Origin of the sequence: Amycolatopsis sp. cmx-11-32 (assembly GCF_047608695.1) — a bacterium.
Taxonomy (GTDB): domain Bacteria; phylum Actinomycetota; class Actinomycetes; order Mycobacteriales; family Pseudonocardiaceae; genus Amycolatopsis.
Genome location: NZ_JADNQN010000008.1, coordinates 137,298 through 158,571, shown reverse-complemented (window position 1 = coordinate 158,571; position 21,274 = coordinate 137,298). Strand labels below are relative to the sequence as shown.

At 66.4% G+C, this 21,274-nt stretch carries 18 protein-coding genes, 1 tRNA gene and 1 pseudogene; 5 read left to right on the top strand and 15 right to left on the bottom strand.

Features of this window, described 5'->3' with window-relative positions:
- The first annotated feature begins 180 nt into the window (after positions 1-180).
- The 4 genes from ACM6LR_RS24350 to ACM6LR_RS24335 all read left to right on the top strand — a co-directional run bounded on the left by ACM6LR_RS24350 (position 181) and on the right by ACM6LR_RS24335 (position 3,492).
- On the top strand, positions 181-1,590 hold the full coding sequence (locus ACM6LR_RS24350; protein ID WP_414944562.1) for a M20/M25/M40 family metallo-hydrolase: 1,410 nt from the start codon (positions 181-183) through the stop codon (positions 1,588-1,590).
- 7 nt (positions 1,591-1,597) lie between these two features.
- On the top strand, positions 1,598-2,188 hold the full coding sequence (locus tag ACM6LR_RS24345) for a hypothetical protein (protein ID WP_414944561.1): 591 nt from the start codon (positions 1,598-1,600) through the stop codon (positions 2,186-2,188).
- 169 nt (positions 2,189-2,357) lie between these two features.
- The gene (locus ACM6LR_RS24340; RefSeq protein WP_409491077.1) at positions 2,358-2,651 is read left to right on the top strand and encodes a hypothetical protein; all 294 of its coding nucleotides are present in this window, start codon (positions 2,358-2,360) and stop codon (positions 2,649-2,651) included.
- Between the two features lie 46 nt (positions 2,652-2,697).
- Complete coding sequence (locus ACM6LR_RS24335) at positions 2,698-3,492, top strand: hypothetical protein (protein ID WP_414944560.1); 795 nt, start codon at positions 2,698-2,700, stop codon at positions 3,490-3,492.
- 48 nt (positions 3,493-3,540) lie between these two features.
- Here the strand turns inward: ACM6LR_RS24335 and ACM6LR_RS24330 are convergent, their stop codons facing one another.
- The 10 genes and pseudogenes from ACM6LR_RS24330 to ACM6LR_RS24285 form a co-directional block, all read right to left on the bottom strand.
- Entirely contained in the window at positions 3,541-4,644 is a 1,104-nt protein-coding gene (locus tag ACM6LR_RS24330; protein WP_414944559.1) for a peptidase inhibitor family I36 protein, read from the bottom strand.
- A gap of 136 nt (positions 4,645-4,780) precedes the next feature.
- On the bottom strand, positions 4,781-5,374 hold the full coding sequence (locus tag ACM6LR_RS24325; protein WP_414941175.1) for a hypothetical protein: 594 nt from the start codon (positions 5,372-5,374) through the stop codon (positions 4,781-4,783).
- The gene (locus tag ACM6LR_RS24320) at positions 5,371-6,996 is read right to left on the bottom strand and encodes a substrate-binding domain-containing protein (protein ID WP_414941176.1); all 1,626 of its coding nucleotides are present in this window, start codon (positions 6,994-6,996) and stop codon (positions 5,371-5,373) included. The genes ACM6LR_RS24325 and ACM6LR_RS24320 overlap by 4 nt, the downstream gene beginning before the upstream one ends.
- Complete coding sequence (locus tag ACM6LR_RS24315) at positions 6,993-8,159, bottom strand: toxic anion resistance protein (RefSeq protein ID WP_414941177.1); 1,167 nt, start codon at positions 8,157-8,159, stop codon at positions 6,993-6,995. Before ACM6LR_RS24315 ends, ACM6LR_RS24320 begins: the two co-directional genes overlap by 4 nt.
- A complete protein-coding gene (locus tag ACM6LR_RS24310) occupies positions 8,159-9,247 on the bottom strand; it encodes a hypothetical protein (RefSeq protein WP_414944634.1) in 1,089 nt (362 codons plus the stop codon). Before ACM6LR_RS24310 ends, ACM6LR_RS24315 begins: the two co-directional genes overlap by 1 nt.
- A 387-nt stretch (positions 9,248-9,634) precedes the next feature.
- Positions 9,635-11,056, bottom strand: coding sequence for an ATP-binding protein (locus ACM6LR_RS24305; RefSeq protein ID WP_414941178.1), 1,422 nt, complete (start codon positions 11,054-11,056; stop codon positions 9,635-9,637).
- Complete coding sequence (locus ACM6LR_RS24300; protein WP_414941179.1) at positions 11,053-12,708, bottom strand: FAD-dependent oxidoreductase; 1,656 nt, start codon at positions 12,706-12,708, stop codon at positions 11,053-11,055. The genes ACM6LR_RS24305 and ACM6LR_RS24300 overlap by 4 nt, the downstream gene beginning before the upstream one ends.
- Positions 12,709-12,813: 105 nt before the next feature.
- A complete protein-coding gene (locus ACM6LR_RS24295; RefSeq protein WP_414941180.1) occupies positions 12,814-13,368 on the bottom strand; it encodes an HdeD family acid-resistance protein in 555 nt (184 codons plus the stop codon).
- Positions 13,369-13,473: 105 nt separating this feature from the next.
- A complete protein-coding gene (locus ACM6LR_RS24290) occupies positions 13,474-14,520 on the bottom strand; it encodes a hypothetical protein (protein ID WP_414944558.1) in 1,047 nt (348 codons plus the stop codon).
- A gap of 649 nt (positions 14,521-15,169) precedes the next feature.
- Positions 15,170-15,625 (bottom strand): annotated as a pseudogene (locus ACM6LR_RS24285) (RICIN domain-containing protein); the annotation flags it as partial.
- Between the two features lie 269 nt (positions 15,626-15,894).
- Here ACM6LR_RS24285 and ACM6LR_RS24280 point away from each other — a divergent pair.
- Positions 15,895-15,967 (top strand) — tRNA-Ala (locus tag ACM6LR_RS24280).
- A gap of 584 nt (positions 15,968-16,551) precedes the next feature.
- Here the strand turns inward: ACM6LR_RS24280 and ACM6LR_RS24275 are convergent.
- The 5 genes from ACM6LR_RS24275 to ACM6LR_RS24255 form a co-directional block, all read right to left on the bottom strand.
- Positions 16,552-17,001, bottom strand: coding sequence for a 3'-5' exonuclease (locus tag ACM6LR_RS24275; protein WP_414944633.1), 450 nt, complete (start codon positions 16,999-17,001; stop codon positions 16,552-16,554).
- A gap of 505 nt (positions 17,002-17,506) precedes the next feature.
- Entirely contained in the window at positions 17,507-17,749 is a 243-nt protein-coding gene (locus ACM6LR_RS24270; protein WP_414941199.1) for a UvrD-helicase domain-containing protein, read from the bottom strand.
- Between the two features lie 1,155 nt (positions 17,750-18,904).
- Positions 18,905-19,051, bottom strand: a complete 147-nt coding sequence (locus tag ACM6LR_RS24265; RefSeq protein ID WP_414941182.1) for a hypothetical protein — start codon at positions 19,049-19,051, stop codon at positions 18,905-18,907.
- A gap of 1,130 nt (positions 19,052-20,181) precedes the next feature.
- Positions 20,182-20,538, bottom strand: coding sequence for a peptidase inhibitor family I36 protein (locus ACM6LR_RS24260; protein ID WP_414944557.1), 357 nt, complete (start codon positions 20,536-20,538; stop codon positions 20,182-20,184).
- Positions 20,539-20,869: 331 nt separating this feature from the next.
- A complete protein-coding gene (locus ACM6LR_RS24255) occupies positions 20,870-21,043 on the bottom strand; it encodes a hypothetical protein (protein ID WP_414944556.1) in 174 nt (57 codons plus the stop codon).
- Positions 21,044-21,274 lie beyond the last annotated feature (231 nt).

Genomic DNA, 21,274 nt, shown 5'->3' with positions numbered 1-21,274 from the left:
TCCAAAACGGGACAGCCTTGATCTCCGTCAATACCACGAGGACGGCCGGCTCAAACCCCGGCGACATGGAGATGGGCGGTCAAGTCTCGGCAACCGGCTGCTTCCTCCCCCATCCACCGCCTGCCGCGCTCATCCTTTTCGCGGGTAGACGCCCGATGCCAGGGCGCGTAGGAACGAAGGATGGCTCAGGAGAGGTCCAGACGAGTGTTCCTGTCCACGTCGGCCGCGCTGTCCGCGGTCGCCCTCACCGGCGTGCCGGCCGGTGCCGAGCAGCTCGGCGATCGAGGGCCCGGCGGATCCGTTCCACCGCAACGGCCCGACGCGGAACTCCGAGCGATCCTGCGAGAGATCGACGAGCACCGCATCGAGGCCACCGTGCGCAGGCTCGCCGCCTTCGGGACGCGGCACACGTTGTCCTCGCAGACCGATCCGGTCCGGGGAATCGGCGCCGCCCGCGACTGGATCCTCGCGGAGATGCGGAAGTCCGCGGAAAAGTCGGGCGGCCGGATGAAGGTCGAGTCGCAGTCGTACGTGCAGCCGCCCACCCCGCCCCGGATCCCTGTCGCCACCACCATCACCAACATCGTCGCCACGCTGCGCGGATCGACCACGCCAGAACGGGTCTACGTCGTGTCGGGCCACTACGACTCGCGGTGTTCGGATCCGCTCGACGCGACGAAGGACGCGCCCGGCGCCGACGACGACGCCTCCGGAGTGGCCGTCGCGATGGAACTCGCCCGGGTGCTCGCCACTCGCCGCCCGGCCGCGACCATCGTGTTCGCGGCGGTCGCGGGCGAAGAACAGGGCCTGTTCGGCGCGCGGCACCTGGCCACGCTCTACAAGGCGGCGGGCACGAACGTGCAGGGGATGTTCACCAACGACATCGTCGGTTCGAGCCGCGCGGACGACGGGACGCGGGATCCGCGCACGATCCGGTTGTTCGCCGAGGGCGTGCCGACGTCGGAAACCCCGGCGCAGGCCGAAATCCGGCGCTCCGTCGGCGGCGAGAACGATTCACCCTCCCGTCAGCTGGCACGGTTCGTACGGTCGGTCGCGGAGAACGAAGCGACCGGCATGTCCGTGCGGGTGATCTACCGGCGCGACCGCTACCTCCGGGGTGGTGACCACATCCCGTTCCTGGAGCAGGGGTATCCGGCGGCGCGGTTCACCGAGCCACACGAGGACTTCGCGCATCAGCACCAGGACGTCCGGGTGGAGAACGGCGAGCAGTTCGGCGACCTGCCGGAGTTCTGCGATTTCCCGTTCATCGCCAGGGTCGCGCGGGTGAACGCGGCCACGATGTGGTCGCTGGCGACCGCGCCCGGCACCCCCGAGGAGGTCCGGATCCGGACGAACCGGCTGACGAACGACACGGATCTGGTGTGGCGGCGCGGAACCGACCCGGATCTCGCCGGCTACGAGGTCGTCTGGCGGGAGACGACGGCGGCCGAATGGACGCACTCCATCAGGGTCGGTGACAAGACCGAGGCTAAGGTGGAGCTGTCGAAGGACAACGTGTTCTTCGGCGTTCGGGCGGTCGGGAAGAACGGCCGCCGTTCTCCGGTCGCGTTTCCGACGCCCTTGAGCTGATGCCCCGATGACGATCACGCCCGACGATCTCGACGCGGCGGTGACCAGTGTGGTGAGCGGCCTGCGAAAGGCGTCGACCCACGACTGGTCGTCGGCGCCGGGCACTGGCGAACTGAACGCCTGGCGGACGGCCGAGCACCTCGGCGACTGTCTCATCTCCTACGCCGGATTGCTGATCGCCCGACCGTCGACGCCGCGTTTCGTGTGCTTCGAGTCCGTCGCCGACCAGTCGGCGACGCCGGCGCAGATGCTGGAGTTCATCACCGTCGGCGGCGGCATCCTGAGCGCCACCCTGCGCACGGTGACCCCGGACGTCCGCGCTTACCACCCGAGCGGTTACGCCGACATCGAGGGCTTCGCCGGAATGGGCTGCGTCGAGGCCCTGGTTCACGGCGAAGACATGGCAAGGGGACTCGAAGTCGCCCTCGATCCGCCTCGCGACATCTGTTCACGCGTCCTCACGCGGATGTTCCCGGACATCGACACCATCGACATCGATCCCTGGACCGCGTTGCTGTGGGCGACGGACCGGACGGAACTTCCCGGGCGCCCCTCCCGTGCCGGCTGGCAGTGGCGGGGCGCACCCCTGGGCGACTAACCCCGAGCAACCGCCGGATGTGCGCGGTGGCAAGTCCGTCGGCGTCGCGGTCCAGGATTAGGCCATCGCACAGTCACTGGCGGCCTACGAGGAGTAGGTGGGTACGGCCGATCGGCGCAACTTGGCCGCTGAAACGTTTGTCATCGCCCGATCGGGGAACTTTTCAGCCATGTCCAGATGGCGAACCACCAGTAGGAGCAACACCGCCGTACGCGTCATCACCGCTGTCGGCGCGCTGTTCGCTTTCATCGAGCTGCTGTACATGGTCATGGTGCTCGCGGGAGCCAACGCGGGCAACGGCTTCTTCATCTTCATCCAGGCGCTGGCGAAGCCGCTGGCGTTGTTCTGGCCGGGACTCTTCCCGGTGAGTGACCCGAATCTCGCGGTTATCCTCGACTACGGTCTAGCCGCGGCGTTCTGGGTGATCCTGGCGGGCGTCATCGCCCGTTTCGCGGCCCGCTGACCCCCCTGCGGCGGCAATCGGCGTCCCGTTCGGCGACACTGGTCGGATGAGCGAAGGCAGATGGTTCGAGCTGAACCCCCTTCCCGAGCTGTTCGGCCTGGCCGCCGCCGGGCGGGCGCTGTTGCCGAACGTGCCGGTGACCCCCGCCGCACTGCTGAAGACCGTGACCGAACAGCTGGTCGGGCAACGGCTCACAGCCAAGGTGGACGGGCACGACGTCGGGCTCACCCTGACCGGGCTCGACTACCAGGCCGACAGCCTCAGTCTGGCCGCCACCGGCCGGATCGGCGACGTCCGCATCGTCGTGGAGGACGTCGACTGGCCGGAAACCCCGCTGAGGCGCATTACCGTGCTGGCGTCGAACGTCCGGCTCCGTTCACTCCCATCCCCGGCCGCCATCCCCGAACAGGTGAAGATGGCGATCCGGTTGGCCCCCGAAATCCTGCAGGCACGCGTGGCCGAGGTCCGGCCAGGTATCATCGTGACCCCCGGCGAGGACGGCCATTTCCACGTCCGCTGGGAAAAGCGGCCCCGCTGGGGACATCTCGCCTTGGAGTCCACTGTGGACGGCGAATCGGTCGTCCTGCGGCCGATGGCCGTCCACATCGGACGGCGCCGGTTCGGCCCGCCGTCCCGCCTCAAACCGATCGTGCTTCCCCTGCCGGAACTCCCGCGAGCGGTCCGGCTCACCGCGGTGGAGGCACACGACGGCCACCTCGTTCTGCACGCGCTGGCCGAGGAATGGCCGGAAAAGCTGTCCACCGTCCCGCTTGGCGACCTGCTGGGCTGGGTGACGACGGCGGTGACCACGCTGACCCTGCCGAAGCTCGGCGGCCGATGACCCTCGCCACCGCAGGGGCGGCGAGGGTCATCGACGGCATTCAGTGGATCAGCTGTGCAGCGGTCCCTCCGCGACACGCAACGCGGGCGCGGACGGCGTCGCGGCGGTCGCGGCGCTTTCGGCCTGCGTTCCGGCCGAGGAGCGCACAAGCCCAGCGGACTTCCCGCAGACCTTCTTCTTCTCGTCCGAGGTCATCTTCTTGCCGACCGTCCTGGTCTGGCCCACAACGCCGGGAGCGGGGCCCTCACCGCTGAAGTTCCAGACATACCACTGGTGGTGCCCCCATTTGCGGTTGTTGTACCACATGTCGTACGAGCCGCTGGCCACCCGCATCACCGGCGAACGGTCCAGGCCCGCCCAGTAACCGGGGTTGACCTCGATCCGGGTCTCGACGCTCTCGCTGGTCTCCCAGCCCCATTCCTGGCCCCACGTCCGCTTGTACGCGACCGACCAGTCGACGAGGAACTCGAAGCCCGCGGTCACGCTGATCTCGTTCGAGACCGTGTTCTTCCCGCTGCGAGTGTCGCGTTTGCCGATCACCTGGGTGATCTTGTTGGCACTGCAGTTGTACACCGTGTCCACGCGACCCCAGTTGCCGTAGAAGTCCTGGCCGCGCTGGTCGACGTGGGCGTTGCAGTCCCGGGTGGCGCGGCCGCAGTCCTTGAGCAGTTCGGCGCGGGAGGGTCCGCGCGAATACACCACCGAGCTGCCGAGGTCGTTCATGTTCGACCCGTAGTTGCCGCTGTCGTTGGCGTACCACTCCTGGCTGGCGCCCTGGTATTCGGCGTCCGAGTACATCGTGATGTAGCAGTTGTAAAAGGTCTGGAACGAGGAGATCTTGTCGTTCCAGCCGCCGAGGAAGCCGATGGTCTGGTTGGTCCCCTCGACGCATGGCGACCCGGTGACGGCGACGCTCGCGCCACCGAAGTTCGCGTGTTCGTACAGCACGCTGATCACCGTGGCGGAGACGCCCACCTTGCCCGCCGAGGCCGCGGCGAGCGATTCACCGACGCTGCCGAAGCACCGGAACGCGCCGCTCGCCGTGTCGGCGACGCAGTGGTCGTCGCGCTGCTCGGCGTTCGCCGGGACACCACCGGCCAGGCATACCATCACCGCGGCCAGCACGGCCGCCCCAAGTCTGTACTTACGCACGTCTGAGCTCCCTAGGAGAGACGGAATCCGACCACGACCGGATCGGCGTCGCCCAGTCCAGCGCAGGGAACCCCGGCTTGCCCATGCAGAACAACCGGCAGACTGGTTCCCGCTTACCGATGATCGGGACCCCGTCTCAGGCCTCGCCCCGCTCCCGCAGGTATCGCGTGTGGTCGGCCTGCTGATTGACGTCACCGGCGTAGAACCGCTCCGCGACCCGGTGCGCTTCGGTCTCCAGCAGTTCCAGCTGCGCGAGGAGTTCGTCGGACGCGCTCGGCTCGCCACTCGCCCGCCGTTTGGCGGCGAACCACCACGGCAGATTGAGGTAGGTCTGCACGGAAAGCGGCAGATCCGTCCGCACCAGCCTGGTGACGGAGTGCTGGACGTCCGGGTTGGCGGACAACCGATCCGGCCGCGAGAGAAGGTCTTCGAGCACCTCGGCGATCCGCCGCACGTCGTCCACAGAGGACTCCGGCATCCGCTGCTCGTGCGCGGTCACCTTGCCGACCAGCGAAACGAGGTCCGCGCGCAACTGCCCGGCCTCGGCGACGGCGTCCACCGGCACCAGCCGGACCCGTTCGGGCGGCGCGAGCAGGGCGAACACCCCGTACAGCCCGGCGACGACCACGGGCCACAGCCCGCCGACGATGCCGGTCAGGTACAGCGCGAGCCCGATCAGCCCGCCGACGCAACCGGCGAGGTTCTTCGTGGAGCCGAGGTACCGGATCATTGGTACCCGCGGATTTCCTGGAACACCTTGGGCAGCACGTCACCTCGCGCGTCGAACACGTTGCCACCGGTGCGTTTCGCGACCTCGCCGAGTTCGGCCGAGTCGCCCTCGCCGAAGATCACGGTGAACACCGGGATTTGCCGCATCGCCTCCGGCAGCGCCGGGAACTTCCGCTGGAAGTCCTCGAACGTGGACCCGCTCGCGTTCTCCCCGTCGGTCATCAGCACGATCGAGGTGAACCGGTCGGGATCGCGCGCGACCAGCGGGCCCATGACGCTGTACGCGCGCTCGAGGCTGTCGTAGATCGCCGTGCCGCCGTTCGCGTCGAGGCCTTCCGCGAAGTGCTTGATCTTGTCCAACGCGGGCCGGGGATCGCCATCCGGGACGGCGAACGTCTGCGGGCTGCCGGGAACCGTGTCGAACGGCAGCATCGTGACCTCTTCGCGGCTGCGGAACCGGCGGTACCGTCCGGTCAGCGAACCGTCGGCGCCGGTCAGTCCGATCAGCGCGGCGCGCAGGGAATCGATCCGGTCACCCGCCATCGAACCGGAGGTGTCGAGCACGTACAGCGTCCGCGAAGGACGGCGGATCTTGTCGAAGTAGGCGCCCAGCAACGCGTCGACGGCCTGCTGGGTCGCGGGGAACGGCAGCTCCAAAAGGTCTTTCTGCGTGAACTGCTGTCCTGACCCGACTCCAGGGACAACGGGGCGGCGCCGCGTCGTCTCCATGATCTTCCGCTGCGTGTCCGGCGTCCGGAGCCGCTCGGCGAGCTTGCGGTGCGCGTCCCGCGCATCGGAGTTCGCGCTCTGCACCAACGTCAGCGGATAGTCGGCGGTGACGACACCATCGGAGGGATACACCAGAGTCAGTGGTTCGGGGAGCTTGCCGCTCGCGTTCATCGACAACAGGACGGACTCGTAGTTGATCAGGCCGTCGACCTTCTTGCCGGGATCCTGCCCGCTCGCCCGGCGTTGGTAGGCCTCGGAAAGCCAGCCGGACGAACCCGCCGACATCGCCTGCGCGCTGAAGAACTCGGTCAGTTTCGGGGTGACGGAAGCGATCTGCCGCGCGTCGATCGCGTTCCCGGCGCCCGCGAGCGCCGACGCCACCCCGACGAGTGCCGAGAAGCCGGAGTTCGACGCCGACGGATCGGTCATGCCGTAAGTGAAGGCTTTCTTCCCGGCCTGCTCGGCGATCTCACCCCAGCTCACCGGTCTTCCGGCCCAGCCGAGCCGCTGCGCCGCCGACGCGGAAAGCCCGAGCACCACCGGCGAGCTCATGATCTTCACCTGCTCACCCAACCGCTTCGCCGCTTCGGGAACCGCTGCGGGGTAACGGTTCGACGAGAACCAGACGGCGTCGTACTGACCGTCCACCGTCCCGTTCGCCAGCGATTCGGTGCCTTCCAGCGTCCCGGTGAACTGGAACTTGACCTTGACCCCGGTCGCCGCCGCTTCCTGTTCCAGCAACGGCTGCAGGTCCGCGAGTTCGCTGCCCGCCAGCACCCGCAGCGTGCCCGGCTCGGCCTCCCCGAGGTTCCGCGTGTCGCCTTCGCCCGAATCACAGGAAGCGAGTGACAGCGCGCAGATCGCGACCAGTGTGACTACCGCCCAGCGTTTCATGAGGCCCCCTCGGCCGTCGCCGTCTCGTGAGACCGGCGGAGATGGTCTTCGGCCCGCCGGATCTCACCGGACAACGCCTCCACGGTCGCCGCCATCGTCGAGACGGCCCCCGCCTTGAACTCGTCGATCGCGTCGATGCTGCGGTAGATCCGCTCGAACGACTCGCGGATCGTCGCCACCGCGACCGCCGGATCACTGCCCGCGCGCTGGATCTCGGCGCTGCGCAGCTCCAGCATCTCGGCGTTGCCCCGGATCAGCCCGTCGGTGGTGGCCTGTACGGCCTGGACCTCGTCGAGGACGTCGCGCTGCCCGGCGAGCGCGCCGCTCACCAGCAGCGCGACCCGCAGCGCCGCGACCGTGGTCGACACCGCCCGCTCAATCCCCCGGATCAGCTCGTCGTTGTTGCGCCGCACCAGATCCAGCGCCAGGTAGCCCTGCGCGCTGACCGCGAGCTGGGTCAGCAGGTCCTGGTGCCGCTGCCGGATCGGGTGCAGCGCGTCTGCCCGCAACGACTTGGCCCGCGCGGGATCGGTGAAGTCGAAGACGCCCGCCTGTCGGTCGATCGCCGTATCGACGGCCTCGGCGAACGCGGCCGCTTCCGACAGCTTGCCCAGCGTCCCCCACAACCGTTCCCGTTCGCCTTTGAGCGCGGCGTTGTCGCGGCGCAAGACGTCCTGACGCGCACGCAGATCCAGTACCAGCGCGTTCACCGGTTCGTTGGCCGCGCGATAGCGGTCAAGCGCCTTCTTCGCACTGCCCGCGACCGGGATCAGACCCATCAGCTTGCGGCCGGTGATCGGCAGTTTCGCCGGGTCGATCCCCGCCACCGCCCGCCGCAATCCGGCCAGGCTCACCGTCGCCTGTTGTTGCGGTGACGCGATTTCCCCGCGAGTCCCGGCCAGCGCCCGCGTCGACCGGTCGAGCAGTGCCCCCGCGACCGACGCCGCCGCGCGCATGTCGGACTCGCCGACCGCGAGCAGTTCGTCCAGGACGCGGGTGAACTCCGGCGATCGGACGTCGAGCGCTTCGAGCCGCTGGGCGAAACTCTCGGCACGCCTCGCGACCTCGGCGTGCACCTCCGGGCCCAGGGTGATCAGGCCGGCGGCCCGCTCGGCCGGGATCGCCCCCACCGGTTCGGGTGGAGTGAGCGTGAAATCGTCCATCAGTACTGCTTCTTCACGGCGTCGAGCAGGCGCTCCAGGGTTTCGTACGACGGCGGTTCGACGGCGTCCACCAGGTCGGCGGGCACCGGCGCCTTGGCCGCGGCGACGACGTCGGCGAACAACCGCGGGTCGCCGGTGCGGAAACCCAAGGTGGCGGCGAGTTTCCCCAGCTCCGGGTCGGTCGCCAGCAGCCTGCCCACCTGATCGCCGCCTTCTTTCAACGGCACGAGCGTGTGCTTCGAGTACACCGTCGGCGCCATGTAGAGCAGGCGCATGCCGGGCCGGATCGAGCCGTCCGCGCGCACCAGTCTGTCGACGAACTGCGATTCGTAGATCAGCGCCATCGGTGTCTTGCCCATCCCCGCGGCGAGGTAGTCCTCGAACGGGCCTTCGGTGCTGTTCTGCGTGTAGCCCTGGTCGATGAACAGCTTCGACACCCCGGGCAGCACCTTCGCCTCGGCTTCGGGCGTGCTGACCACATTGTTCCCGTTGGCGACGAAGGACACGATCGACAGGTACATCGCCGCCGAGTTCGATTCACGCGGGTCCGTGGTCGTGACCAGCACGTTCTTGCGCGCCGGGAAGGCGGTGTTACCGGGAAGCTGGTCCCAGCGCGTGCCTTTCCGCGTGAGTTCGAGGTACTTCGCGACGTCGAGCACCTGGTAGTCCCCGGCGCCCTTGCGCACGATCCCGTTGGCGGTCAGGAGGTTCACGATCGGCTCGAACGTCGCGATCGCCATCGGCGAGTGGAACGGCGTGTGCACGCCGGTCACCTTGTGGTCGCGCTGGATCCGCTGCGCGGCGGGCGACGAGGACGGGAACGCGAACTCGTACTTGCCGAGGTCCATGCTCGCGATCTGCCGCGACCCCGCGGTGTCGACCTCGACCTTCAGCCCGTGTTTGGCGAAGGCGTCCAACACCCGCTTGTCGGAGAAGAACGCGAGCTTCTCCGAACCGATGACCCCGCGCACCGTGGTCAGGTCGGTACCTCGCGCGGTGTTCTCGTCACCGCCCCGGCCCCAGACGATCACGGCCACCACGGCCAGCAGCAGCACCACGGCCAAGCCGATCGACAGACGGCGTTTCACCGACCCCACCCCCTCGTTCACAGGCCTGATCCTTCAGCCCGTTCACCTCTTTTGACGCGCGGGCGAGCCATTTCGAAGTGAACGGTCAATGAACGGCAGACGTCGTCAGATCCTGACGAAATGGTGGGATAGAAGGAAAACGGTGCGGGCGGCGTCGCGGTCCAGTGGCTCGCGAGTGACCCGGTGGCTGACGATGGAGGAATCGGGACGTTCAGTGTCCCGATTCCTCCATCGGCGAAGTCGGTTTCGGACCTGCTCAGCAATGGAACAGGGGTAAGGCAACGGTGGCGTCGGAAGGGGGTGTGGATTTGGGTCAGCTAACGCCAAAACCCACACGGTGAGGGACACGGGCCGACATCAGGACCGGACACCGGCACCACGCCCCCGTCAGATCACGGACTGCTCCGAGACCGGCAGGCATACGGTGAACCGCGTGGCACCGGGTGCCGAGTCGACCCGGAGATCACCCTGGTGCCGCTCGACGACGATGCGCCAGGAGATGTCCAGCCCCAGCCCGGTCCCCTGCCCCACCGGTTTCGTGGTGAAGAAAGGTTCGAAGATCCGCTGCCGGATTTCCGCCGGGATCCCCTGGCCGGTGTCGCCGATCTCTACATGCACGTGATCGTCCACTTTGGACGTCCGCAGGGTCAGGGTGCCGTCGGCGCCCATGGCACCGACCGCGTTGTCGATGATGTTCGTCCAGACCTGGTTCAGTTCGCCCGCGTACGCCGGGATCCGCGGCACCGTGTGGTCGTACTCCTTCACGACGCGGATGCCCCGCGTGATCTTCCCGGCCAGCATGACGAGCGTGGAGTCGAGCCCTTCGTGGACGTCGATCCACTGGTGCGGCGCGCGGTCCATTTGGGAGTACTGCTTGGCTTTGCCGACCAGTACCGAGATCCGCGTCGTCGAATCCTCGATCTCGCCCATCAACATCTCGGTCTCGAGCGCGTACGCCAGCCAGCGGACGGCGCCGTCGAGGAAGGTCTCCCCGACCGAATCGAGCAGCCTGCCGAGATCGGGCACGGTCAGCCCGGCGCGGACGTAGATGTCGGCGAGGTCCCAGCCCTGGTCGATGCCATGGCCGTCGAACCAGTCGCCGATCTCGTCTTCGCGGTCGGCCTGCTGCATCGCGGTCAGCTTCGGCGCCGAGGCGACCTGCTTGACCAGCTGCTCCTGGATCTCGAGCAACTGCTCCAGCAGCGTGGGGTCGACGTTCTTCTTCGCCAGCATCGCGAGTTTGTGCCGCATCCCGGCGACTCGCTCTCGCAACGAGGCCGTCGCCCGCACGGCGGCCGCGGCCGGGTTGTTGAGTTCGTGGGTCAGCCCGGCGGAAAGCTCCCCGAGCGCGAGCAGCCGCCGTCGCGAGCCGATCACGGTGTCGCTGTTGCGCCAGCCGAGATACATGCCCTCCAGCAGATGCGTCGCCATCGGGAACCAGCGGCGGAACTCGGTGGCGAACTCGGCCGCGGGCAAGGTCAGGAAGGTGAGGTCGCTGACCGCGTGCACCGAAGCGCCGTAGGTGTGTTCGGTCTCCTGGTGCACGAAGAACTGGGTCGCGCCGCAATACGCGCCGCGCTGGTCGGACCGGATCGTCTCGACCTCGGTACCGCCGACGAGCCGCGTCATCCTCAGCGCGCCGGACAGCAGGAGATAGAAACAGGTGGCCGGATCACCCTCACGCATGATCGTGGTGCCACCGGTGTACTGCTCCAGTACGGCGTGTTCGTCGATCCAGTCGAGCTGTTCCTCGCTGAGGTGCTCGAAGAGGAAGAGCCCGCGCAGTTCCTCCCTTGGCAGAACGCTCATTGCTCCTCCAGATACCGATGCACCAAGGTGACCGCCATGGCGCCTTCGCCGACGGCCGAAGCGACGCGCTTCACCGACGCCGCGCGGACGTCGCCCGCCACGAACACCCCGGGGACGGACGATTCGAGGTAGTGCGGGTCGCGATCGAGCGGCCAGCCCGGCGGGTGGGCGCCGTCGGTCAGCAGATCGGGCCCCGTCCGCACGAAACCGCGGTCGTCGCGCTGGATTTCCGTGCCCAGCCAGTCGGTGCGCGGCGCCGCGCCGATGAAGATGAACAGGTGGCCGGTGGGTACGGTCTCGGTCGCGTCGCCGTTCTCGCACAGGGTCAGCTGTTCGAGGTGGTCTTCGCCATGCGCCTCGATCACCGTGGTCCGGGTGCGGACGTGGATGTTGCCGATCGCGGCGATCTGCTCGATCAGGTAGTGCGACATCGACGCTTCGAGCGACTGGCCGCGGACGAGGATGGTGACCTCGGCGGCGTGCTTGGAGAAGAAGACGGCCGCCTGGCCCGCCGAGTTCGCGCCGCCGACGATGTAGACGTGCTCACCCTTGCACTCGGGCGCCTCGGTGGCGGCGGAGCCGTAGTAGACGCCGCGACCGGCGAGGTCGGCGATGCCCTTGGCCTCCAAGGCGCGGTAGGTGACACCGCTGGCCAGCACCACGGAATGCGCGGCGATCTCAGTCCCGTCGCCGAACAGCACGACCCGCGCCGAACCGCGCACCTCCAGGCCCACGACGTCGCGGGTGGTGAGCACTTCGGCGCCGAACTTCACTGCCTGCCGCCGCGCGCGGTCGGTGAGCTGCGCGCCGGAGACGCCGTCCGGGAAGCCGAGGTAGTTCTCGATACGCGAACTGGTGCCCGCCTGCCCGCCGGTGGCCTTGCGCTCGACGATGACCGTCCGCAGCCCCTCCGACGCGCCGTACACGGCCGCCCCGAGCCCGGCGGGCCCGCCGCCGATGACGATCAGGTCGTAGAACTCCTGCGCGGGCCGCGTGGACAGGCCGACGGCGTCGGCGAGTTCCGGTCCGGACGGCTGGCGCAGCACCGTGCCGTCCGGCGTGACCAGCACCGGGATATCGTGCGGCGCGGCTTCCGCGGCCTCCAGGATCCGGCGGCCCTCGTCGTCGTCGACGGAGTACCAGCGGTACGGCACGGCGTTGCGCGCGAGGAAGTCGCGCAGGTGGAACGACGGCGACGAGTACCGGTGGCCGATGAGCTTGATCTCGTCGACCGGCCGCTCCCCCACCGCGCGCCAGGTCTCCACCAGCGCGTCGATGACCGGGTAGAGCTTCTCCTCCGGCGGGTTCCACGGCTTGAGCAGGTAGTGGTCGACGTCGACCACGTTGATCGCCTGGATCGCGGCGTCGGTGTCGGCGTAGGCGGTCAGCAGCGCGCGGCGGGCGTTCGGGAACAGGTCCATCGCCTTCTCGAGGAAGGCGATTCCGTCCATCTGCGGCATCCGGTAGTCGGCGAGGATGGCGGCCACGGCGTCGCCGCGCAGCTTGATCTCGCGCAGCGCGTCGAGCGCGTCGGCGCCGGAATCGGCCCGGATGATCCGGTAGTCCTTCCCGTACCGTTTGCGCAGGTCGCGGGCGACCGAACGGGATACGGCGGGATCGTCGTCGACGGTCAACAGGATCGGCTGGCTCACCGGATCAGCCTAAGCGATCCGGCGTAGCGTCGGTCGATGCTCACGGCACCTTCCAAGCCTGGCGAGAAGACGGCCTGCCGGTGCTCGTCCACTTGCGACAGGCTTTCAGGCTCGGGTGAGTTTCCGCAGCCGGAAGGCCAGCACGAGCAGCATCACGCCGTGTAGCAGGGCGTAGATCCCGACCAGCAACGCGATCCCGAACGCGCCGGCCAGCGGGTTGACCACGATCACGATGCCCGCGACGAGCGACAGCGCGCCGGCGGCGATGAGGAAGGCCTCGCCCTCGATCTGTTTGCGCAGCCGGATCGCGGCGACGATCTCCATGATGCCGGTGAAGATCGCCCAGAAACCGACGAGCAGGGCCAGCACGAGCACCGTGATGTCCGGCCAGATCAGGACCAGCACCCCGGTGATGATGCCGAACGCGCCGAGGACTCCGTAAGCGGCGCGATGCGCGGCGTCGCCCGGCCGGAAGGCCTGCATCAGGCCGCCGATGCCGTCGAAGATCGCGTAAATGCCGTAGATGATCGCCAGGGCGAGGACGGTCGCTCCCGGCCAGATCAGCGCGAGCACGCCGAACAGGATGGCGAAAACCCCGCGGACGGCGGCGAGCGGCCAGGCCAGGCGGGGTTCGACGACGGTGAGACCGACGAGAGGCATGCGCCGAGTATCGAAGCGTTGACGGGAGAGCGCTCGGCACACCACCCGTTGGGGTGAGGGCCGGTGCGCGCCGCGACCGCCATCACGGCGCGCACCGGGGCTTTGTCAGGGATACGCGACCAGGTTCGCCACGTTCGTATCCGAATTGGCCGGTCCGCCGCGGTCGTTGACGACCCGGCCGATGGTCCCGTTCCCGCCGAGGGAGACGCCGACCATGCTGCGGAACCGGACGTTCGGGTTGTTCGGAGCTTCGATGGCGCGATCCGCGACCACGCTCGGATTCACGGTGAAGTAGCAGTAACTTCCGAGCCCGTACGCCTCGTGGTCCGTCACCGAGTCCGCGACCTTGTAGGCCGCGTAACCCCGCGTCGATCCGTTCATCCAGGCGGCCTGATTCGGTGGGTCGTATGGCATTTCGTTCTGGTAGGAGTACGTCCGGCCGCGGTTGCCGTTCCAGATCGTCTGGTACTTCTGGTAGTGCTCGACGAACAGGCCGTACATCGTGACGTCGTCGCCGTTCACGATCAGGCCGGTGTCGGCGGGGTTGGTGTTCCACCCGACCCCACTGCCGTGGTCGGCACGCCAGATCCACAGGTGGTCGCCGATGACGTCGTCGCTGTTGACCATCAGGCTGTTCGTGGTCTTGCCTGCCCCCGCACCGCCGACGCGGAAGAACACGTCGTGCAGCGACGTCGGGTTGGCCGCGTGGTCCCGCGTGGCGTTGGCCGGACCGACCTCCATCAGCGTGGTCGAATTCTTCGTGCCCGCGTCGATCAGCACGCCCGCCACCTTGACGCCGTCGACGTCGGCCACCGTCATGGCGGTGATGCCGTTGTCCGGGATCAGCATCGCCAAGCCGAGGCCGAGTACGACGGTGTCCGGCCTGGTCACGCGCAGCGTCTCGGTCAGGTGGTAGACGCCCGGCGTGATCAGGAGGTCCTTGCCCTCGGCGAGGGCCGCGTTGATCTGCGACGCCGTCGTGCCGGGCTTCGCCATGAAGAACCGGCTGATCGGCAGCGACGACCCCGGCTGATCGGCGCCCCACGTGATGCCCGAAGCATTGGTTCGTTTGGAAGGCACGAAGACCTGGTACGCCCCGGCGTTGTCGACGTAGAGGAACGGCTTCTCCCGCACGACCGGCGTCGTGTTCACCGTGGTGTACGGCGGATTCGGGAAACTGGTCGACGGCGCCGTTGACCCCGGCGAACACCATGTTCCAGTTGGAGCCGCTCCAGCCGCCGAACTGCGAGTTGCGTGAGATCCACTGCTGCTGCGAGCCGGACCGGACCTGGCCGTCGACCTTGACGTCGGACATCCAGCCACCGCTGGACCAGCCGCCGTCGTCGAGCTGCAGATTGCCGCGGACATGCATGCGGCGATAAGGAGCGGCCTGCGAAACGGCCCAGCGATCGGTGCCGCCGTTGGGGTTGACCGAGAGGTTTTCCGCGCCCCGCCAGAAGTTCTGCGTCGCGTTGCCCTGGAACCAGTCGGCCTCCGCGTGCACCGCGCCGTTGATCGTCACGTTGTCCGGAGAGAGCCCGAGCCCCAGCACCTGCGTGTAGAACCCGACGTTGACGTCGACGTTGTACGAGCCCGGTTTGAACAGCAACGCGGACCGGCTCGTCCCGAACTGGTTGGTTTCCTGGCGCGAGAACACGCTGTTGACCTGGGACTGGATAGCCGACTGCGACATACCGGGGTCGAAGACGAGCACGTTCGGCCCGAGGTCGGGGTTGGCGGTGCCGGTGACCGGCGTGAGCCGGAACGACTGCGCGCCAGAGCCGTGGCACGCGTACTGCTGCAGCTGCACGCTGTCCGCGGTCGAGGCACCGGGGATGTCCAGGCACTTGCCGCTGTTGCGGCTGACGAAGTGGTACGCGCCACCGGTTTCCCCGACCGGCTGCCACTGCTGGTTGTTCCCGCCGCCGTAGGCCCACAGGTGGATCAGCCCACCGTCAGCCGTCGACACGTCGGCGACGTCCCAAACCCGCGCCGGGTTGTTGCGCGTGTCGACCCGGTAGTAGCCGCCCGACGTCGGCTGGAACTGCCACTGCTGGGAGAAGGTCTGGTTGCAGGCGTACTGCTGGACGACCGTCCCGTTCGCCGACCCGGCGGCCCGCGCGTCCACACACTTCCCACTGGTGGCCGTCACGGTGTACCAGGTATCGGGAACGATGGCCGCCTGCGCCGCCGGAGCCACTACGATGAGCGCTCCGACCAGGGAAAACAGGGCTGTCAAGGCTGCTCTCGCCCTCATCAGGACCTCCTCCGCGTCATTCGGGCAGGACGAGCTGAGGCGAAGCCCAGTGGAGACGCGGCGTAGCGGGCGGGGACCTCGGCGTCACGATGGGCGAAAACGTAACTGCGGTCACATGTGAAGTCAATACACGTCTAAAAATAAGGCTAAAAGATGCAGGTCAACATCGCTTTCGGCAAGTAAGACCGCACAGAGTGACCCCCACGCGAACAGCCTATGAGGGCGGTGTAATGTATGGACACACGAGATGCGGAGTACAACTTCGCTTCGGGGCTATGGCGCAGCTGGTAGCGCACCTCACTGGCAGTGAGGGGGTCAGGGGTTCGAGTCCCCTTAGCTCCACAGTGACGAAACACCGCCCACCTGGCAAATAAGCCGAGGTAGGGCGGTTTTTTCGCGTTGCCCCACTTTGAGAATTGACGTGGCTAACTTCAGTTACCGTTCAGTAACTGGAGCAAATCTGGAGCATGTCACCCCCGCCCGCACCAACTGGGGTCACATCATCTGCTCCAGTATGTAAGCCGACCGGGTAGTTTCTTCCGGAGCACCCCAGCGTGCGGACCCGACATGCGGTCTGCCCTACAGCACTTCTGCCGCCACCAGGACCGTTTGAACTTCCGCATGGGCTTCCTGCCCACGTGAGAGTCAGGTTGACATGCGAGAACGAACGGTGCGTAAGGCCTCTACCGCGCCCAACGTACCGGCAGCCACCTCCCTTATCAGCCCCTTGACGTTTCCCTGCTCGGCTAGCAGCTTGGTCAACGCCATGGCTGCGGCAATTCCTCGGTTTTGGCGAGACCTGACAGCCCAGCAGCGATCACCGAGGACGCCGACGGCTGGATCCCACCCAAGTTCGCGTCACGCTGATCTGGACACTCACGCGAGACTGACGTCAGCCAGCCGCGGTAGTCGTCACAGAAGCTCGTTCATCCACCTCGAGCGGCTGGTAGCGACGGACATGGCTTCAACTCTTGCGGCGACAGCACACACGCCGCGGTCACCGATGCCCACCATCGACTCGTATCCGGCGCGTAGAGCCGGCCCCTCTTGGAGAGCCGCTCAGCAGCACGACTCAGCACGATCCCATGGCGAGCTCGTGAGAGCATCACCAACAACACACGAAGCTCTTCACGTTCATCGGCCACAGTCTCTTTCTGACCGCTCGGAATTTGGAACTCTTCGAACCCGGGAATGAACACCCAGTCGAACTGCTGACCCTTACCAGTGTGCGCGTTCAGCAAGTGCACCCCCGGCCCGATCACCGCGCCGGGGTCCCGTATCGACAACTTCCCCAGCGCTTCAGCAGCAGCCCGGCACGTGAAGCGAAGTCGCGTAACTGTCCATCGCCTCGAGCATGTCCTGATAGGTATCGACATCGGCAGTCGGCACACCTGCGAGCGCTTTGGTTCCAAGTCGTTCACCGACGCCGAGGCTGGCAACTCTTTAGCCACTTCCCTGAGTGTGTCTACGATCTGCGGGTTCTCGATCGCCAGATCCCACTGCGTCGAGACGACCTCCGACTCTCTGAACACGGCATCAACGGACTGGCGCCTCCACCCCGCACAAGCAATCACCCCTATCGTGGCTCGGTGATTCCGCTCGAGGATGGCTCGCGCGGTCTGCACGATCCACACGGACTCGGCTTCTTCGGTGGGCAACACCGCCGCCGTCGACGCACCACCTTCAAACCACCGCCCAGGACTCGCAGACTCCAGCGCTGGACTGTCCATAAACTCAGCGACCGGATTCACCACCGCCAGAACCGACTGCGACGATCGGTACGAGGTCGTTAACCTCCTCGGCTCACCGCACAACTGCCGCAGGTCTGGCTCCACCTGTTCCGGCCGCGCGCCCGCCCAGGTAAAGATGCCCTACAGCGGGTCACCGGCAAACGTTCGGTGGTGCGCCACCGTGCGCGGCGCGATATCGAGTTGTTGTGGGAACAAAGTCTTGGAACTCATCAACCAACAGCGTCCCGTAGTGTTGCCGGTACAAGTGTGCAATCGGTTTGATCCGCAGCAGCCGCTGGGCGTGCCGGAGTAGATCGTCGTAGTGCAACTGCCCTCGCTGCTGCCGGTTCCGCTCGATATCCAGAGCGCTCCAGCACAAGACCACGCAGATCATCACGAACGGCGCCGGCGTCCCAGCGGTAGAAGTTCAGCAGCCGCTGCATGCCATCCGGTGTCAGGTCACCAGCCTGCTCGGCAAGCGTCCACGAGTAATTCCGCTCCGCCTTCGACAACAGCCCCAGCACATACATCCGCGCCCGCCGCCGCGAGTCCGCCTGCGCGAAACGCCCCGCGACCAGCGCGAACACATCATCAAACCCCGCCCGCCAACGAGCAAGACGATCACCGGCCACAACGCGGCCACCGCGTCCCCTTCGAGATCCAACACACCTTGAAGTCGATCACGCGGTGGCCGCCTTCATGCCCACGACACACCGCCAGATCACACGCTGCGGCTGCCGTACCAGGTCCGCTCCTGACGCTCGAGTGGCGCTTCGATCTTCGTAGGCGGTAATCTCCAATTGTTCGGAGTTCCGTGAAACCGTTAACACGTCAACGAAGACATATCGACATCAGCTCGCACTCTGGCTGAGGCGCAGGTAGAGAACGGCTCCGCTGGACGAAAGTTCCACGTGGTCGATCCAATATCCCCCAATGTTTTTGGGCTGACGGGACACGGCATCCATCGTGAACGTCATCACCCTCGGGTTCGTCTGCGGCTTCACGTAAGACATCGTCACGATCGCGCGCCCGGCCTGAAGCGCACTGGACACCCATCGGACATCGCTCGTCCCGCAACGAGACGTAGGCGAGGTGGAGATTTTCCCCCTGGACCCCTACCCAACTCCCAAGACGAAGCGCGATCCGGTTACCCAGGCGAGGCGGACCGCACGCGGCGTTCAGGGCCACGATTACCAAACCGAAGAGGATCAACTTCACCGGAAAGCTCGACAACCACGATCTTCGCATGCATCGAAGACGTGGCGGACGTACCGCCGGGTTGCACCTGCGATGTGAGGTTTCTTTGCGGCGCCGTGGCATGTCGAATAACAAGCGATGTCACCGCACCGGCAAGCTCCGGCCCCGCCTTCGACGGCGTCTTGAGCCGGTCGAACTCGCTGCGCCGCGACGTCGGGTCCAGCCACACCAGCCGCGCAAGCCGCCGCCGGTCCGCCGCGTCCAGCCGCGGCGACCATCGCGAACAACGCGGTGTTCGTCTCGGTGCGAGATCGTCGAGACCATCTTGTCCAGCGTGGTGAACCCCGGCAGCTCACACCGCGCCCGGACCAGCTCCTCCAACGCGACGTTTGATCAGATCGGCCGGATTGTCCTTAGTCGTGACCGCCGTGCGGATCGCGTCCTCGGCCACCGCCCGCGCCGTCGCGGGCTGGTAGACCACGCCCATCCTCGTGCGCACGTAGTCGCGGTGGCGCCACGACGTCCGGTCCGACTCGTACGCCGCCGCGACATCCGCGGCCAGCCCCAGCTCTTGAGCGTGGTAGGCGGCGCCGTGTCCTGCAGTCCGACCAGGCCTTTGATCTTGATGATCATCGGGCTTTGCGTCTTGCAGTCCGGTCCGACGTCGAGGACTTTGCCATCAACCTGGGTCTTGCTAAGTCGGATTGTGAGCCGCAAAGTCAGGTCTACGATCACCGAGAAAGTACTTCTTGCCGTCGGGGAATGGGCGCGAAGCTACCTCACCGGCATCCCCAGGGTCCTTCAAAAGAGAACCACCCTGATCTCCTTCAGGGAGCAGCTCCACAGTACTGGTCACGGGCATGAACCCAAATGCTAAAAAAATATGCGTTCGCGGTCTTTGGCAGTGTGATCGAGCCCGTCAGGGTTTTGTTCACCATTCAATCGTGCTGTTGTATCGCCCTTCGCCGGTAGCCAGGTTCGAGTGGGGCTTCGCGATGCGCGAAACCGTGTTACGAACATTGTGTGACGCAGTCAGGCCAGCGGACGCGGCGTCCACAGGGTTCGGCGCCGGCGACGCATCAGCATCAGCATCAGGTCCGGTAGGTGCGGCGGATGCAGAGCTCAACGATACAACGCCGAGGGCAAGCATCACAACGACAGCCAGCCAGCGGGAGCCGCGTCGAATCGCCAGAGCCTAACACGATGAGAGAACGAACCGTTGCACGTCGCAACAGGAACCTACTCCGCAGAACTTCCGCTATGCAAGTATCCAGGCGGCCATTATGCCCGCTGCCCCGACTCGCCGCCACAAGCACTATCGCTATTCGGCGATTTACTGTGAGACCTGGCATCCAGATGACAAGTGCTACGCGCGTGACGCTATAGCCGTGTGCGCTGCTTCCGTCTACGCGCGCCCTGGTTGCACGAACGCGGTTCCGCCTCGCTGCGAAATCTCGACATAACGTTCGCAGAGTTCCTGCTGGCCTCATACAATATACAGCTTACTATCGAATGGTACGTCTATTACATGATCAACAAGCTGCGGTGCAATGACGACATCACTTTACGTGATCAGCGTCGGCCGTAGCGGTCTATGGGCCACCTGGCCAGGTGACCCATAGACCGCGCTCAGCAGCGCCGAAGCGAGCTATACTTATTGATTTCGCTGACGTTCCCCCGGGTGCCCGCCTGGAAAGTGCCCGCACCGGCGCTGTTGTCGTAGTTTATGTTGACATACATACAGAACGCGCTCGTATGCCGGTTACGCCAGCTCCGAGTACGGTTGTCGAAGTCCTGCAACGCCAAGTCCGGCGAACCGATTTGGAAGTACGCCATCGCACCTTGGCCGTCCTCCTCCGCGAACAGACACATACGATCCGGAAGGCATCGATCGTACCCCGTGGCGGCGTCTGCCGAAGGCACATTTACGACCACAGTGGACAGCGCGATCGCCACGACCGCCAGGGATCTTTTCAAGAGCGACATGACCGTTTCCTTCTTCTTGGCAAGTTTGACCGTTCGAACGAATCGGCCTGAATCATCGTTGTCTCACCGCTTTCACCAACGGGTCACGAGCCAAGCCCAATGCGATGTTCGTCGCGCAGGTCCAGCGCGGATGCCTCAAGGAAATGAAGGACCCTGCATCCTTCGGAGAAGTTAGCCGCAGGCACCTTCATTTCGGCTTCTTGGCCGACGCCCGTTCACGCCGACACAATCCGATGGGTCTCAACCCATTAAGGCGGTGCGACCAATGTCACTCTGAGTCATCGGAGAGACGGCGCATGAGAACGAACTCGGCGAACTCACAGAGCAGGTTTTAAACGCCGTTCCTCCAGCTCGGATCGGACGCTATCTCCCGGCGGACCGCCTCGCCGTCGAAAGTGTGCTCAAGGGTGTTGAGCAGCATCTCGAGGTCGTCGTCGGAGAACAGTTCGGCGCCGGGCACGAGGCGTGCGACGGCGCCGGGCGCGCCCAGGTCCGGTGCGGCCACGGCCGCACCGGAGCTGGCAGTACCTGCCGCCGATTCAGGTTGGACATGGCTGCGATCCCCTCGTTCCTTCACTCGGCCCGACCCCGGTTTCGCACACCACCTCGCCGGGCAACGTGTCTGGCCCGGTGAGGTCACAGCCGTTCCGATCCCCAGGAGCACGCCTCTGGAGCCTGGCTGGAACGCGCACGACCTCTGACGGAGGTACTCAAACCCCACCATCGACCGGCAGTG

Coding starts and splice junctions, on each gene's coding strand:
- ACM6LR_RS24350 (WP_414944562.1), top strand. CDS start 181: ATGGCTCAGGAGAGGTCCAGACGAGTGTTCCTGTCCACGTCGGCCGCG.
- ACM6LR_RS24345 (WP_414944561.1), top strand. CDS start 1,598: ATGACGATCACGCCCGACGATCTCGACGCGGCGGTGACCAGTGTGGTG.
- ACM6LR_RS24340 (WP_409491077.1), top strand. CDS start 2,358: ATGTCCAGATGGCGAACCACCAGTAGGAGCAACACCGCCGTACGCGTC.
- ACM6LR_RS24335 (WP_414944560.1), top strand. CDS start 2,698: ATGAGCGAAGGCAGATGGTTCGAGCTGAACCCCCTTCCCGAGCTGTTC.
- ACM6LR_RS24325 (WP_414941175.1), bottom strand. CDS start 5,374: ATGATCCGGTACCTCGGCTCCACGAAGAACCTCGCCGGTTGCGTCGGC.
- ACM6LR_RS24320 (WP_414941176.1), bottom strand. CDS start 6,996: ATGAAACGCTGGGCGGTAGTCACACTGGTCGCGATCTGCGCGCTGTCA.
- ACM6LR_RS24315 (WP_414941177.1), bottom strand. CDS start 8,159: ATGGACGATTTCACGCTCACTCCACCCGAACCGGTGGGGGCGATCCCG.
- ACM6LR_RS24305 (WP_414941178.1), bottom strand. CDS start 11,056: ATGAGCGTTCTGCCAAGGGAGGAACTGCGCGGGCTCTTCCTCTTCGAG.
- ACM6LR_RS24295 (WP_414941180.1), bottom strand. CDS start 13,368: ATGCCTCTCGTCGGTCTCACCGTCGTCGAACCCCGCCTGGCCTGGCCG.
- ACM6LR_RS24275 (WP_414944633.1), bottom strand. CDS start 17,001: ATGTCGATACCTATCAGGACATGCTCGAGGCGATGGACAGTTACGCGA.
- ACM6LR_RS24270 (WP_414941199.1), bottom strand. CDS start 17,749: ATGATCTGCGTGGTCTTGTGCTGGAGCGCTCTGGATATCGAGCGGAAC.
- ACM6LR_RS24260 (WP_414944557.1), bottom strand. CDS start 20,538: ATGTCGCTCTTGAAAAGATCCCTGGCGGTCGTGGCGATCGCGCTGTCC.